The sequence below is a fragment of the Streptomyces sp. NPDC058650 genome (assembly GCF_042717315.1).
In the GTDB taxonomy this organism is placed as follows: Bacteria; Actinomycetota; Actinomycetes; order Streptomycetales; family Streptomycetaceae; genus Streptomyces.
This window is the reverse complement of record NZ_JBHXRL010000015.1, coordinates 1-14,095: the sequence shown is the minus strand read 5'-3', so window position 1 is coordinate 14,095 and position 14,095 is coordinate 1. Positions and strand designations below refer to the sequence as shown.

At 72.0% G+C, this 14,095-nt stretch carries 13 protein-coding genes; 7 read left to right on the top strand and 6 right to left on the bottom strand.

Features of this window, described 5'->3' with window-relative positions:
* Positions 1 to 24 precede the first annotated feature (24 nt).
* The 5 genes from ACFWWU_RS24765 to ACFWWU_RS24745 all read right to left on the bottom strand — a co-directional run bounded on the left by ACFWWU_RS24765 (position 25) and on the right by ACFWWU_RS24745 (position 5,132).
* Positions 25 to 429 (bottom strand): hypothetical protein, encoded by a 405-nt coding sequence (locus ACFWWU_RS24765; protein ID WP_384147986.1) that lies wholly within the window; start codon positions 427 to 429, stop codon positions 25 to 27.
* Positions 430 to 712: 283 nt separating this feature from the next.
* Entirely contained in the window at positions 713 to 1,558 is an 846-nt protein-coding gene (locus ACFWWU_RS24760; protein WP_384147985.1) for an S-methyl-5'-thioadenosine phosphorylase, read from the bottom strand.
* 81 nt (positions 1,559 to 1,639) lie between these two features.
* Positions 1,640 to 1,972 carry an FmdB family zinc ribbon protein gene (locus tag ACFWWU_RS24755; RefSeq protein ID WP_384147984.1) on the bottom strand — a complete coding sequence of 111 codons (333 nt, stop codon included), beginning with the start codon at positions 1,970 to 1,972 and terminating at the stop codon, positions 1,640 to 1,642.
* 68 nt (positions 1,973 to 2,040) lie between these two features.
* Positions 2,041 to 3,312: an MFS transporter gene (locus ACFWWU_RS24750; protein ID WP_384147983.1), complete on the bottom strand. Its 1,272-nt coding sequence runs from the start codon at positions 3,310 to 3,312 to the stop codon at positions 2,041 to 2,043.
* A gap of 251 nt (positions 3,313 to 3,563) precedes the next feature.
* Positions 3,564 to 5,132, bottom strand: a complete 1,569-nt coding sequence (locus ACFWWU_RS24745) for a potassium/proton antiporter (RefSeq protein WP_384147982.1) — start codon at positions 5,130 to 5,132, stop codon at positions 3,564 to 3,566.
* Between the two features lie 259 nt (positions 5,133 to 5,391).
* Here ACFWWU_RS24745 and ACFWWU_RS24740 point away from each other — a divergent pair, with 259 nt between their 5' ends.
* The gene (locus ACFWWU_RS24740) at positions 5,392 to 8,169 is read left to right on the top strand and encodes a penicillin acylase family protein (RefSeq protein ID WP_384147981.1); all 2,778 of its coding nucleotides are present in this window, start codon (positions 5,392 to 5,394) and stop codon (positions 8,167 to 8,169) included.
* Here ACFWWU_RS24740 and ACFWWU_RS24735 read toward each other — a convergent pair.
* The gene (locus ACFWWU_RS24735; protein ID WP_384147980.1) at positions 8,159 to 8,773 is read right to left on the bottom strand and encodes a 5-formyltetrahydrofolate cyclo-ligase; all 615 of its coding nucleotides are present in this window, start codon (positions 8,771 to 8,773) and stop codon (positions 8,159 to 8,161) included. The genes ACFWWU_RS24740 and ACFWWU_RS24735 overlap by 11 nt on opposite strands.
* 104 nt (positions 8,774 to 8,877) lie before the next feature.
* On the opposite strand from ACFWWU_RS24735, the gene galU reads away from it, so the two are divergent.
* The 6 genes from galU to glpR form a co-directional block, all read left to right on the top strand.
* Positions 8,878 to 9,789 carry a UTP--glucose-1-phosphate uridylyltransferase GalU gene (gene galU / locus ACFWWU_RS24730; RefSeq protein ID WP_384147979.1) on the top strand — a complete coding sequence of 304 codons (912 nt, stop codon included), beginning with the start codon at positions 8,878 to 8,880 and terminating at the stop codon, positions 9,787 to 9,789.
* A 115-nt stretch (positions 9,790 to 9,904) separates the two neighbouring features.
* Positions 9,905 to 11,173, top strand: coding sequence for a gephyrin-like molybdotransferase Glp (gene glp / locus ACFWWU_RS24725; protein WP_384148137.1), 1,269 nt, complete (start codon positions 9,905 to 9,907; stop codon positions 11,171 to 11,173).
* 58 nt (positions 11,174 to 11,231) lie between these two features.
* Complete coding sequence (moaC, locus tag ACFWWU_RS24720) at positions 11,232 to 11,717, top strand: cyclic pyranopterin monophosphate synthase MoaC (RefSeq protein ID WP_024754798.1); 486 nt, start codon at positions 11,232 to 11,234, stop codon at positions 11,715 to 11,717.
* Positions 11,718 to 11,731: 14 nt separating this feature from the next.
* On the top strand, positions 11,732 to 12,286 hold the full coding sequence (locus ACFWWU_RS24715; protein ID WP_384148136.1) for a molybdenum cofactor biosynthesis protein B: 555 nt from the start codon (positions 11,732 to 11,734) through the stop codon (positions 12,284 to 12,286).
* Positions 12,283 to 12,894, top strand: coding sequence for a GNAT family N-acetyltransferase (locus tag ACFWWU_RS24710; RefSeq protein WP_384147978.1), 612 nt, complete (start codon positions 12,283 to 12,285; stop codon positions 12,892 to 12,894). The genes ACFWWU_RS24715 and ACFWWU_RS24710 overlap by 4 nt, the downstream gene beginning before the upstream one ends.
* A gap of 137 nt (positions 12,895 to 13,031) precedes the next feature.
* A partial coding sequence (gene glpR, locus ACFWWU_RS24705; protein WP_384147977.1) for a gephyrin-like molybdotransferase receptor GlpR occupies positions 13,032 to 14,095 on the top strand: 1,064 nt, incomplete at its 3' end.

Sequence of the window (14,095 nt, the reverse complement as noted above, 5' to 3'; positions counted from 1 at the left end):
GACTTGACAGTGAGCCAGTGCGAATCAGCACAGCGTCACCGCCAGTTGGGACGTGACACCGGCACCTGCCAGCGCCGCAGCGGTCGACCGTGGCACGGACAGGACGACGAGCGCCCCTCCGTCCGAACGAGTCTCGCCCGAGCGCGGAACTTCGGCCACTCGGGCGCCTGTCGCCACCACGCGGGCCTCACCGCCGCCGCCCATCGGGGAGTTGGGCGCGGCGATCACGTCGACCCGGTCGCCGGCGCGCAGCAGCCGTACGGTCTCGGCGTCGGCGATCCGTACCGGCGCGGACACCAGTCGGACGGCGACCGGGGCGGGCGGCCGCGCCCGGGGCGTCACGGCAGCCCCGGTCGGCGAGGCCCCCGAGCCCGAGCCCGACCCCGTGCCCGCCGCCGCCAGGGCGGCGAGCGTCAAAGCGAGCAGCACCACAGGAGCACGCCACCCCCGCCGCAGGGCCCTGAACGGCCCGCGCCGCGCGCCCCGACCCCGTACCGGCTCGAAGGCGGGCACGACGCACGGCGCCGGAACGGAGGAAGCGGAAAGAGGAGTGGAGGTGCGCATCATGGCGAGTACCGCCTGTCCTGGTCGGGAGTAGGGCCACGCCCCACTCTCCCGGCCCCGCCACATCCTCGCTCCGGCCTGGGGATCACCCGCCGCTTGTGGACAACTCCCTCACCCCCGAGGGTGGTTCGGCCGACACCGCCGCGCTCTACGGCAGCTCGATCCCCAGGTCCCAGCCGTCGTGCGCCTCCGTGCACAGGCAGTCCCGGTCGACCGTCGCCGGGAGCGCGCCGACCGCGTCGAACAGCACGTCCCGCAGCCGTCCCACGTTCTCGCCGAACACCCGCAGCACCTCGGTGTGGGAGACGCCCTCGCCGGTCTCGGCGCCCGCGTCCAGGTCCGTGACCAGCGCGAGCGAGGTGTAGCAGAGGCCCAGCTCGCGGGCGAGGACCGCCTCGGGGTGACCGGTCATGCCGACGACCGACCAGCCGGCGGCGGCGTGCCACCGCGACTCGGCCCGGGTGGAGAAGCGGGGCCCCTCGACCACGACCATGGTGCCGCCGTCCACCGGTTCCCAGCCCCGCCCCCGGGCTGCCTTGACCGCGACCCGCCGCCCGTCGGGGCAGTACGGGTCGGCGAAGGTCACGTGGACGACGTTGGGGACGGCTCCGTCGGCCCGCCGCTCCCCGTCGAAGTACGTCTGCGCCCGGGTCTTCGTCCGGTCCACGAGCTGGTCCGGTACGACGAGGGTGCCCGGTCCGTACTCCTCGCGGAGCCCGCCGACGGCGCAGGGCCCGAGGACCTGTCGTACGCCCACGGAGCGCAGGGCCCAGAGGTTGGCGCGGTAGTTGATCCCGTGCGGCGGGACGGAGTGGCTCCGGCCGTGACGGGGGAGGAACGCGACCCGTCGGCCGGCGATCTCGCCGAGGAAGAGGGAGTCGCTGGGGCTGCCGTACGGGGTGTCCACGGACACCTCCGTGACGTCCTCCAGGAAGGAGTAGAAGCCCGAGCCGCCGATCACGCCGATGTCCGCGTACGCATCATGGGTCGCCATGGCGATCACCCTATGCGCGGGGCCGGGAAACACCGAGGGCCCCGTCGCGGCAAGCGACGGGGCCCTCGGTGACGAGCGGGATCAGGCGGCCGAGGTCGAGCTTCCGGCGCTCGACGACGACGCGGAAGCGGTCGAGGACGACGACGCGGCCGGCTTCGAGTCCGACGTCGAGGACGTCGAGGACGAAGACGACGGGGTCGCGGACTTCGACGGGGCCGGCGAGCTGCTGGACGACGAGCCGCGGCTGTCGTTCCGGTAGAAGCCGGAACCCTTGAAGACGATGCCGACGGCCGAGAACACCTTCTTCAGGCGTCCTGCGCAGCTGGGGCACTCGGTCAGCGCGTCATCGGTGAACTTCTGGACCGCCTCAAGGCCCTCGCCACACTCGGTGCACTGGTACTGGTAGGTCGGCACGTGACTTCCTCCTGGCACTCACACTCATCGAGTGCTAACGACGATCCATCTTGACGTATTCCGTGGGATCAGTCCACCGCCACCGGCACGCGGTGACCGATACCACGTGCCGCGACCCGGCTGGTCTCGCGCGGCTTCAGCCGCGACCGGAGGGCGAGGAGCGTGGCCAGGGCGAGGACGGTGCCCACGGCCGGCACCAGGAACCCGGCGCTCGATCCCTGCGAGTCGGCGAGGCGGCCGGCGATCGTGACGGCCGCGGCCTGGCCGAGCGCGACGGCGCCGGTGAGCCAGGTGAAGGCCTCGGTACGGGCCGACGCCGGGATCAGGGTCTCGACGATCGTGTAGCCGGTGATCAGGGCGGGGGCGATGCACAGACCCACGACCAGGCCCAGGGCGCCGAGGAGGAGCACCGAGTGCGCGGTCCACAGCAGGGAGGCCGCGACCGTGAGGCCGACGTAGCCGAGGATCAGACGGCGGCGGGGGCCGATCTTCCAGGCGATGGCGCCCATCGCGATGCCCGCGAGCATGTTGCCGGCGGCGAAGATCCCGTACAGCAGGCCGTTGGCGCCGGGGTTGCCGATCTCCTCGGTGAAGGCGGTCAGGGAGACCTGCATGCCGCCGAAGACGGCGCCGATGCCGAGGAAGGCGACGATCAGGACGCGGACGCCGGGGATGGAGAGCGCCGAGCGGTGCGGACCGGCGGTGGCGGCCGCGGCGATCCCGAACGCGGGCTGGGTGGCGCGCTGCGCGGCGAAGAACAGGCCGCCGACGAGGGTGAGGGCGGCCTCGGCGATCAGGCCCGCGGCCGGGTGGATGCCGGTGCACAGGGCGGTCGCGAGGACGGGACCGACGACGAAGGTGAACTCGTCGGTCACGGACTCGAAGGCCGCGGCCGTCGGCATCAGCGGCGTGCCGTCGAGCTTCGCGGCCCACCGGGCCCGGACCATCGGTCCGACCTGGGGCACGGAGGCGCCGGCGGGTACGGCGGCCAGGAACAGCGCCCAGAGCGGTGCGCCGCTCAGCGCGAGCGCCACCAGCAGGGAGACGGACGCGGTGTGGACGAGGACGCCGGGGATCAGGACGGCGCGCTGGCCGAAGCGGTCGGCGAGCTTGCCGCTCTGCGGGGCGAAGATCGCCATGGCGACGCCGGTGACGGCGGCGACCGCGCCCGCGCTGCCGAAGGAGCCGGTGGTGTGCTGGACGAGCAGGACGATGCCGATGGTCAGCATCGCGAAGGGCTGCCGGGCGGCGAAGCCGGGGAGCAGGAAGGACAGCGCACCGGGGGTGCGCAGGAGCTGCCCGTAGCCGGGTCGCTTGTCCGAGATGACCGTGGACGCCACGGTCCTGGCCTTTCTGCCGCCTGGTAGCGCGCCCCGGCACTGTGGTGCGGGTGTCGCCGAGAGCTGTCCTCATGCGCGTTACTGCGGTAGATACCGGGCCGGCCCCACTACGGAGGGGCGCCTCGGCCGCCATACGGTCGCGCCAGCTCTGCGTCAGGCAGAGTTGGTTCGATCAGGTGTGCCTTCAGGGTACAGGGAAGAGCGTCTTCCCGCCTGGGAAAACGCTCTCGCACCTGAATTGATGCCTGGGATCAACCGGATGTTTTCTTCTCGGGGCCGCGGGAGGAGCCACGCGAACGGTGCTCATGGTGGCTCCCGCCGTGCCCGCCGGGCAGGTGGAAGCGCGCCGCCGTTCCCGTGTGCGCCTTGACCTCCACGCCCCCCGTACCGAGCCACCCGGCGAGCTTGCCGCCCTGTCCGACCGCCCGCAGACGACGCTCCGTGGCGTCCCGCACCGGGTCGGTCGCGACGACGAGGAGCTCGTCGCCGCGGCGCAGCACGGTCGCGGGACCGGGGACGAAGCTCTTCTCCTCGCGTACGACGAGGGTGACCGCCGAGCCGGCCGGGAGCCGCAGCTCCCCGACCTCGACGCCGTGCATGCGCGAGGCCTCGGGGATGGCGACGGAGAGCAGGTGCCCGCGCAGCCGCTCCAGGGGTGCGGACTCGACGCCGAGGTCGGCGGCCTCGGCCGAGTCGCCCAGCTTCAGCGCCTTGGCCAGCCAGGGCAGGGTCGGCCCCTGGACCAGGGTGTAGACGACGACGAGGACGAAGACGATGTTGAAGATCCGCTCGCTGCCCTCGATCTGCGCCACCATCGGAATGGTGGCGAGGATGATGGGGACGGCTCCGCGCAGTCCGGCCCAGGACATGAGGGCCTGCTCCTGCCAGGGGATCCGGAAGGGCGCCAGGCTGACCAGGACCTCCATCGGCCGAGCGACCACCGTCAGGACGAGGCCGATGACGACGGCGGGCCAGAAGTCGTGGACGAGCTCGTGCGGGGTGACGAGCAGGCCGAGCAGGACGAACATGCCGATCTGGGCGATCCAGCCGAGCCCCTCGGCGAAGCCGCGGTTGGCGGGCGCGTGCGGCAGCTTGGCGTTGCCGAGGACCATCGCGGCCAGGTAGACGGCGAGGAAGCCGGAGCCGTGGGCCAGGGCGCCGGCCGCGTACGCCACCACCGCGATGGCCATGACGGCGATCGGGTAGAGGCCGGAGGCGGGCAGCGCGACGTGCCGGAGGCCGTACGCGCCGAGGAAGCCGACGGCGAGACCGACGGCGACGCCGATCGCGAGCTCTAGGGCGATCGTGCCGACGAGGACGTACCAGGCGTCGACGGGGCCCGCGGTGGAGAAGGCGACGACCAGGATGACGACGGGGGCGTCGTTGAAGCCGGACTCGGCCTCCAGGACACCGGTGACCCGGGAGGGCAGCGGCACCTTGCGCAGGACGGAGAAGACCGCGGCGGCGTCGGTGGAGGAGACGACGGCGCCGATGATCAGCGCCTGCCGCCAGTCGAGGCCGACGAGGTAGTGGGCGGCCGTGGCCGTGATGCCGACGCTGACGGCGACCCCGACGGTGGAGAGGACGACGGCGGCGGGCAGTGCCGGCTTGATCTCCTTCCACTTCGTGCCGAGGCCACCCTCGGCGAGGATCACGACGAGGGCGGCGTAGCCGATGACCTGGGTCAGTTCGGCGTTGTCGAAGGCGACGTTGCCGATGCCGTCCTGCCCTATCGCGATGCCGATCCCGAGGTAGAGCAGCAGGCTGGGGAGCCCGCTCCGGGACGAGATCCGCACGGCCGCGACGGCGATCAGCAACACGAGGGAGCAGATGAGCAGGAGTTCATTGAGCTGGTGGACAGTCAGTGGCCGATCCTTCCCCTCGCATGCAGCTGGATCGTTCCTCCAGCGGCCGACACTTCGTTACCTTACCTAATCTTTAACGTTTTCTTGACGCCTCCTTTGCATCGGGCCGCTCATCAGTACGGTTCTCTTCCTGACACCGAGTCCGGGCCCTCCGGACGCTGCGCCTAAGGTTGCTCCCGTACTCCAGGACCACCCTGCCCCTCGAAGGACAGCGATGCCCTCCAACACGACCGCGCCCCCCGCCAAGAAGAAAGGGCGGCGCGCCCGCCTGCTCCTCCTCGTCCTGGTCCTTGCGCTGGTCGCGGGCATCGGATTCGGCGGGTACTGGGGTGTCACCACCGTCCGGGGCTCGTTCCCGCAGACCACCGGCGAGATCCGGCTCGACAGCCTCTCCGCCGACGTCACGGTGAAGCGGGACGCGAACGGCGTCCCGCAGATCTACGCGGACAACGAGACGGACCTCTTCCGCGCCCAGGGCTACGTCCAGGCACAGGACCGCTTCTACGAGATGGACGTCCGCCGGCACGTGACGGCGGGCCGGCTCTCCGAGATGTTCGGCGAGAGCCAGATCGAGACCGACTCCTTCCTGCGCACGCTCGGCTGGCGCCGGGTCGCGCAGCAGGAGTACGACACGGTCCTGTCGGCCGAGACGAAGAAGTACCTCCAGGCGTACGCGGAGGGCGTCAACGCCTACCTCAAGGACCGGGACCCGGCGGACATCTCCGTCGAGTACGCGGCCCTGGGCTTCACCAACGACTACGCGATCGAGCCGTGGACCCCGGTCGACTCGGTGGCCTGGCTCAAGGCGATGGCCTGGGACCTGCGCGGCAACATGCAGGACGAGATCGACCGCTCGCTGATGACGAGCCGGCTGAGCGCGAGCCAGATCAAGCAGCTCTACCCGGAGTACCCGTACGCGCTCCACCAGCCGATCGTCGACAAGGGCGCGGTCGACGAGACGACCGGCTCCTTCGACCCGTCGGCCGAGGCCGGCGAGGGCGACGGGAGCGGCGAGGGCGACGGGTCGACGACCGGCGACACCCCGGGCACCAACCCCACCGGCCCCGGCAGCTCCACCGGTTCCTCCCAGGGCGGCGTGGACGCCCAGCTCGGCGCGCTCTCCGAGGTCCTGGACGGCATCCCGGCCCTCCTCGGCCCCAACGGCAACGGCATCGGCTCGAACTCGTGGGTCGTGTCCGGCGCGAAGACGACCTCGGGCAAGCCGCTCCTCGCCAACGACCCGCACCTCGCGCCGCAGCTGCCGTCGCTCTGGTACCAGATGGGTCTGCACTGCCGCTCGGTCTCGGCCACCTGCCGCTACGACGTCGCCGGCTACACCTTCTCCGGCACGCCCGGCGTGATCATCGGCCACAACGACAAGATCGCCTGGGGTCTCACCAACCTCGGCGCCGACGTCACCGACCTCTACCTGGAGAAGATCGGCCCGGACGGTTACCTCGTCGACGGCAAGGTCAAGCCGTTCACGATCCGCGACGAGGTCATCAAGGTGGCCGGCGGGGACGACCGGAAGATCACGGTCCGCTCCACCGAGCGGGGCCCGCTCGTCTCCGACCGCTCCTCCGAGCTGGAGAAGGTCGGCCAGAAGGCCCCCGTCGGCAACGCCGCCCCCGACCGCGGCACCGGCTACGGCGTCTCCCTCCAGTGGACGGCGCTCCAGCCCGGCAAGTCGATGGACGCGATCTTCGCGCTCGACCGCGCCAAGGACTTCACCACCTTCCGGGCGGCGGCCAAGAACTTCGAGGTCCCGTCCCAGAACCTCATCTACGCCGACACCGCGGGCAACATCGGCTACCAGTCCCCGGGCAAGATCCCGCAGCGCACCAAGGGCGACGGCGCCCTCCCGGCGCCGGGCTGGGACTCCTCGTACCGGTGGAAGGGCTACATCCCCTTCGCGCAGCTGCCGTACGAGTTCAACCCGGACCGCGGCTACATCGTCACCGCCAACCAGGCCGTGATCGACGAGAAGAGCTACCCGGACCTGCTCACCAAGGACTGGGGCTACGGCTCGCGCAGCCAGCGGATCAACGACCTCATCGAGTCGAAGACCAAGGACGGCGGAAAGATCTCGCCGGACGACATGCGGACCATGCAGACGGACAACCGCAGCGAGATCGCGACGCTGCTCAACCCGCTCCTGCTGAAGGTCGACATCTCGGACCCGTACGTCCGCGAGGCGCAGAAGCTCCTGGAGGGCTGGGACTACACCCAGGAGCCCGACTCGGCCGCCGCGGCCTACTTCAACGCGGTCTGGCGCAACGTCCTCAAGCTCGCCTTCGGCGACAAGCTGCCCAAGGAACTGCGGGCCGAGGGCGACTGCATCACCGTCCGCCCGGCCGACGCCACCGGCCCGGTCGACGAGCAGAACAAGCTCGTCCGGGAGTGCGGCCAGCGCGACCCCGACTCGGCGCAGCCGGACGGCGGCGACCGCTGGTACGAGGTGGTCCGCCCGCTCCTCAAGCAGGAGCAGAGCGAGTGGTGGACGACCCCGGGCAACCGCACGGACGCGGCCACCGAGACCCGTGACCAGCTGCTCGCCCGGGCCATGAAGGACGCCCGCTGGGAGCTGACCGCCAAGCTCGGCAAGGACATCTCCACCTGGAGCTGGGGCCGGCTGCACCAGCTGACCCTGAAGAACCAGACCCTCGGCACCGCCGGACCGGGCTTCGTGCAGCAGCTCCTCAACCGCGGCCCGTGGAACCTGGGCGGCGGCGAGGCGGCGGTCGACGCGACCGGCTGGAACGCGGCCGGCGGTTACGAGGTCATCTGGGTGCCGTCGATGCGGATGGTGGTCAACGTCGGCGACTGGGACAAGTCCCGGTGGGTCAACCTGACCGGGTCCTCGGGCCACGCCTTCCACGACCACTACACCGACCAGACGGACACGTGGGCGAAGGGCGAGCTCTACGACTGGGCCTACGGCAAGGCGGCGGTCGACGCGTCGACGAAGGACACCCTGGTCCTCAAGCCGTAGGGGCCCTACGGAATCGGGTGACCCCCTCCGGGGTCACCACCACGTGTACGGGGTGGTCGTGCGGTTCCTCCGGGACCCGGGCGACCACCTCGTCCGCGTACAGGAGCACCACCAGGGCCGGGTCGGCGCCCGCCCGCGCGAGCCGGGCGAGGACCCGGTCGTACGAGCCGCCGCCCCGCCCGAGCCGCATCCCGCGCGCGTCGACCGCGAGGCCCGGCAGCAGGACGGCGTCGGCGGCGCGGACGGCCTCGGGCCCGAGACGGGGACCGACCGGTTCGAGGAGTCCGCGGCCGGCCTTCGCGAGCCGCTCCGGACCTTCGTACGAGGCCCAGTCCAGGTCGTTGTCGGGGAGCAGTACGGGGAGCAGGACCCGCACCCCGCGCGCGTGCAGCGCGTCGAGCAGCGCGCGCGTGCCCGGCTCGCGGCCCACGGACACGTAGGCGGCGACGGTGGACGCCTCGGCGAGTTCGGCCAGTTCCACTCCCCGGCGGGCGAGGGATTCGGCCGTGTCCGCGAGGGATTCGGCGCTCAGCGCGGCTCGGGCGGCCAGAAGTCGCTTGCGCAGCAGGGTCTTTTCGGACAACTCGGGTGTCTCGGGTGTCATGACGGCCTCATCTGAATTCACGAAACTCTCGTAACTGTCTTTATGTGGATGAAGTTAATCGAAGCCACATCTTTCTCTCATTCCGAACGACTAAGGTGCAGTTCATGAATCAGTCGCTCCCCAGGCTCGGCCGGATCAGCAAGGCTGTCATCCCGGCCGCGGGCCTCGGCACCCGCTTCCTCCCGGCGACCAAGGCGACGCCGAAGGAGATGCTGCCGGTCGTCGACAAACCGGCCATCCAGTACGTCGTCGAGGAGGCCGTCGCGGCCGGCCTTTCGGACGTTCTGATGATCACCGGTCGCAACAAGCGTCCCCTTGAGGACCACTTCGACCGGAACTACGAGCTGGAGGAAGCTCTGATCCGGAAGGGCGACGACGAGCGCCTCTCCAAGGTCCAGGAGTCCAGCGACCTCGCCACCATGCACTACGTGCGCCAGGGCGCCCCGCGCGGCCTCGGTCACGCGGTGCTGTGCGCGGCCCCGCACGTCGGCGACCAGCCCTTCGCGGTGCTCCTCGGGGACGACCTGATCGACCCGCGCGACCCGCTCCTCGCGCGGATGGTGGAGATCCAGGAGCGCGAGGGCGGCAGCGTGATCGCGCTGATGGAGGTCGAGCCCTCGCAGATCCATCTGTACGGCTGCGCGGCCGTCGAGGCGACCGCCGACCCGGACGTCGTGAAGGTGACGGACCTGGTCGAGAAGCCGGAGCCGGCAGAGGCGCCCAGCAACTACGCGATCATCGGCCGCTATGTGCTGGATCCGGCCGTCTTCGGGATGCTGCGGGAGACCGAGCCGGGCCGTGGCGGGGAGATCCAGCTGACCGACGCCCTGCAGAAACTCGCCACCGACGAGAAGATCGGCGGCCCGGTGCACGGTGTGGTGTTCAAGGGCCGCCGCTATGACACCGGTGACCGCGGGGACTATCTGCGTGCCATTGTCAGACTCGCGTGCGAACGTGAAGATCTGGGACCGGACTTCCGGGCCTGGCTCCGGAAATACGTCAGCGAGGAGATGTAGGACCTTGAGCAGCATCGCGGCACCGTCGCCGTCCGACGAGCACGGCCACGGTCATGAGCACGGCCACGGTGACGATCACGGCCCGGCGGACCCCTGCGCGGGCGCGGCCCGCGGTCTGTGGTCGGTGGACGAGCACCTGGCCGACATCCTCGCGACGGTCGGCCCGCTCGAACCCATCGAGCTCCAACTCCTCGACGCGCAGGGCTGTGTCCTCGTCGAGGACGTGACGGTGCCGGTCGCGCTGCCGCCGTTCGACAACAGCTCCATGGACGGGTACGCGGTGCGGGTCGCCGATGTCGCCGGTGCCACCGAGGAGTTCCCCGCGGTCCTCACGGTCATCGGCGACGTCGCGGCCGGTGACGGCGGGCTGCCGACCGTCGGCCCCGGGCAGGCGGCCCGGATCATGACGGGCGCCCCGCTGCCGCCCGGCGCCGAGGCCGTCGTCCCCGTCGAGTGGACCGACGGCGGTACGGGCGGAGGCGCGGCCACCGGCATGCGCGCCGCCAGCGACGCCCCGGAGGGCGCGGGCGGCGAGGTGCGGGTGCACCGGTCCGCCGAGGCCCGGGCGCACGTCCGCGCGCGCGGCAGCGACGTACGGGCCGGGGAGCTGGCCCTCGCGGCGGGCACCGTCCTCGGTCCGCCGCAGATCGGGCTCCTCGCGGCGATCGGCCGGGGCACGGTCCGCGTGCGGCCCCGCCCGAGGGTCGTGGTCATCTCCACCGGCAGCGAGCTCGTCCAGCCCGGCGAGCCGCTGGGCGAGGGCCAGATCCACGACTCGAACAGCTTCGCGCTGGCCGCGGCCGCGCGGGACGCCGGCGCCCTCGCCTACCGGGTGGGCGCCGTCACCGACGAGGCGGAGACGCTGCGGGCCACGATCGAGGACCAGCTCATCCGGGCGGACCTGATCGTGACGACGGGCGGGGTGAGCGTCGGCGCGTACGACGTCGTGAAGGAGGCGCTGAGCGCCGACGGGCAGGTCGACTTCCGGAAGCTGGCGATGCAGCCGGGCAAACCGCAGGGCTTCGGCGCGATCGGCGCCGAGCAGATCCCGCTGCTCGCGCTGCCGGGCAACCCGGTGTCCTCGTACGTCTCCTTCGAGCTGTTCGTCCGGCCCGCGATCCGGGCCCTGATGGGCGTCGAGGACCTGCACAGACCCACGGTCCGGGCGGTGCTCGCCGCCGACAAGGCGCTCTCGTCCCCGGCCGGCCGCCGTCAGTTCCTGCGGGGCGCGTACGACCCGGAGGCGGGCACCGTCACTCCGGTGGGCGGTGCCGGCTCGCACCTCATCGCGGCCCTCGCGCACGCGGACTGCCTGCTCGTGGTCCCGGAGGAGACGGACAGCGTCGAGCCGGGCAGCGAGCTGGAAGTGGTCCTCCTCGGCTGAGGGGGCGAGGGTGGGGGTACGGTGTCGTCCCCATACAGCGACCGGGAGTGTCACGGCCATGAGCACGCAGCAAGGTCTCACCCACATCGACGAGGCGGGTGCGGCCCGCATGGTCGACGTCTCCGCGAAGGACGTCACGGCCCGCACCGCGCGGGCCAGCGGACGGGTCCTCGTCTCGCCGCGCGTGATCGAGCTGCTGCGCGGCGAGGGCGTCCCGAAGGGCGACGCGCTGGCGACGGCCCGCATCGCCGGGATCATGGGGGCGAAGAAGACCCCCGACCTGATCCCGCTCTGCCACCCGCTCGCGGTCTCGGGCGTCACCCTGGACCTGGCGGTCACGGACGAGGCGGTCGAGATCCTGGCGACGGTGAAGACCACGGACCGCACGGGCGTCGAGATGGAGGCCCTGACGGCGGTCTCGGTGGCGGCCCTGACGGTCGTCGACATGGTGAAGGCGGTCGACAAGGGCGCGGTCATCTCCGACGTACGGGTGGAGGAGAAGACGGGCGGCAAGTCGGGCCACTGGACGCGGAGCGGGTCGTGACGCGCGGGGGCCGGGTGAGCGGGGCGCACCCCCACGAGGAGGCCCCGGAGCCGCTCGGTGACGGGCTCGGCGGCACTCTTCTCGGGCCGTACGCGGCCCTGGTCGTCACCGCCTCGAACCGCGCGTCGGCCGGGGTGTACGAGGACAAGGGCGGTCCGCTGATCGCCGAGGGCCTGACCCGGATGGGCTTCGCCGTGGACGGCCCGCAGATCGTCCCGGACGGGGCGCCGGTCGAGGCCGCGCTGCGGGCCGGGGTCGAGGCGGGGTACGACGCGATCGTCACCACCGGCGGTACGGGCATCTCGCCCACCGACGAGACCCCGGAGGCCACCCGCCGGGTCCTGGAGCGCGAGATCCCGGGCATCCCGGAGGCCATTCGCGCGTACGGCCGGGAGAAGGTGCCGACGGCGGCGCTCTCGCGCGGGCTCGCGGGCGTCGCGGGCGGCACCTTGATCGTCAACCTGCCGGGGTCTCCCGGCGGGGTACGGGACGGGCTCGCGGTCCTGGAGCCGATCCTCCGGCACGCCGTCGACCAGATCCGTGGTGGCGACCACCCGAGACCGTCATGATCCCGCCCTGGCCCGTGGTCCTGGTGGACGGGGACGTCGTCCTCCGCCCGATAAAGATGGGCGACCAGCGGGCCTGGCGCGAGGTGAACCGGCGCAATCGCGAGTGGCTGCGGCCCTGGGAGGCGACGGTGCCGCCGCCGGCGCCGGGCGGCCCGGTCGCGCAGCGGCCGACGTACCGTCAGATGGTCCGCCATCTGCGGGCGGAGGCGAAGGCGGGCCGGATGCTGCCGTTCGTCATCGAGTACCAGGGGCGTCTCGTCGGGCAGTTGACCGTGGCGGGGATCACCTGGGGCTCGATGTGCTCGGGGCACGTGGGCTATTGGGTGGACAGCGAGGTGGCCGGGCGAGGGGTGATGCCGACGGCGGTCGCGCTCGCCGTCGACCACTGTTTTCGCACGGTCGGACTGCACCGGATGGAGGTGTGCATCCGCCCGGAGAACGGCCCTTCGCGGCGGGTCGTGGAGAAACTCGGCTTCCGCGAGGAGGGGATGCGGCCCCGCTATCTCCACATCGACGGCGCGTGGCGTGACCACCTGGTCTTCACGCTGACGGTGGAGGAGGTGCCGGAGGGATTGCTGCGGCGCTGGCGCCAGAGAAGAATGGCATAAACGTTCGAATTTAATCGGTAGTTGGCACGCAAACGATCTGAACAATCACAAAAAAGTTCAGTGATATCAGCCAGATCGTGCGACACACCGGGCCAATTGGCCGATGGCCTCCCGCGAACCCCTCTACCGTGTGAGGCGTGAGCAGCAGCGGCCTCATCTACGCAGTCATCGTCGGGGCCTGGGCCGCCTACTTGGTGCCGATGTGGCTCCGCAGGCAGGACGAGCTGAACGAAGCCCGTCCGACGGAACGCTTCAGCACCGCCATCCGGCTGCTGTCCGGACGGGCGGGAATGGAGCGCCGGTACGCCAAGGAGCTCAAGGAGCGGGACCGTACGGCGGAGGGTCCGACGCCCGACGTGGACCCGGACGCGGCGACCGAGCATCTGAGCTCGGTCGACGTCCGGGCCTTTTCCGCGCCCGCGGCCAGGACCGAGGCGCGCCTCGAACTCCCGGAACCCGAGCCGGAACCGACGCCGGAACCCGCCCCCGCACCCGCGCGCCCCTCCACGGGCGGCGCCGCGGCCGAGCGGGCCCGCCGGGGCAAGCTCCTCGCCCGGCGCCGGCGCACCACGACGCTCCTCTTCGCCGGGTTCACCCTCGGCGCGGTCGTCGCGGCCGTCGGCGGCGTCGCCTTCCTGTGGGCGCCCGCCGTCCCGGCTCTGCTCCTCAGCGTGTACATCGTGCACCTGCGGGTCCGGGAGCGACGCCGCTTCGTGTACGTGATGGACCGGCGCCGCGCGGAAGCGGCGGCGGCCCGGCTGCGGGAGAGCCGGCGGCCCACCCCGACACCCGAACCGGAGGCCGATCAGGACCCGGTCTCGACGTCGCCCGTGTCCCCGCAGGAGGCGGGGCGCCGCGCCCTGGTCGAGCAGACGGACCACGCGGAGTGGGTGGACCAGCAGCGCGAGCGCGGCCCGGCCCGCGGCGACAGCTGGGAGCCGGTCCCGGTTCCGCTCCCCACGTACGTCACGGCGCCGGTCGCCCCGCGCGCGTCGAGCGGCGTCGACATCACGGACCCCGAGACGTGGAGCGCGGCCCGCTCCTCCACGGCGGCGGACCCGGCACCGGCCCCGTCCCCGGCCCCCCGCCGCCGCACGGCCCCCCCCCCCCCCGGGCCCCCCCCCCCCCCCCCCCCCCCCCAACCCCCCCCCCCCCCCCCCCACCCCCCCCCCCCCCCCCCCCAAAAAAACCCCCCCCCCGC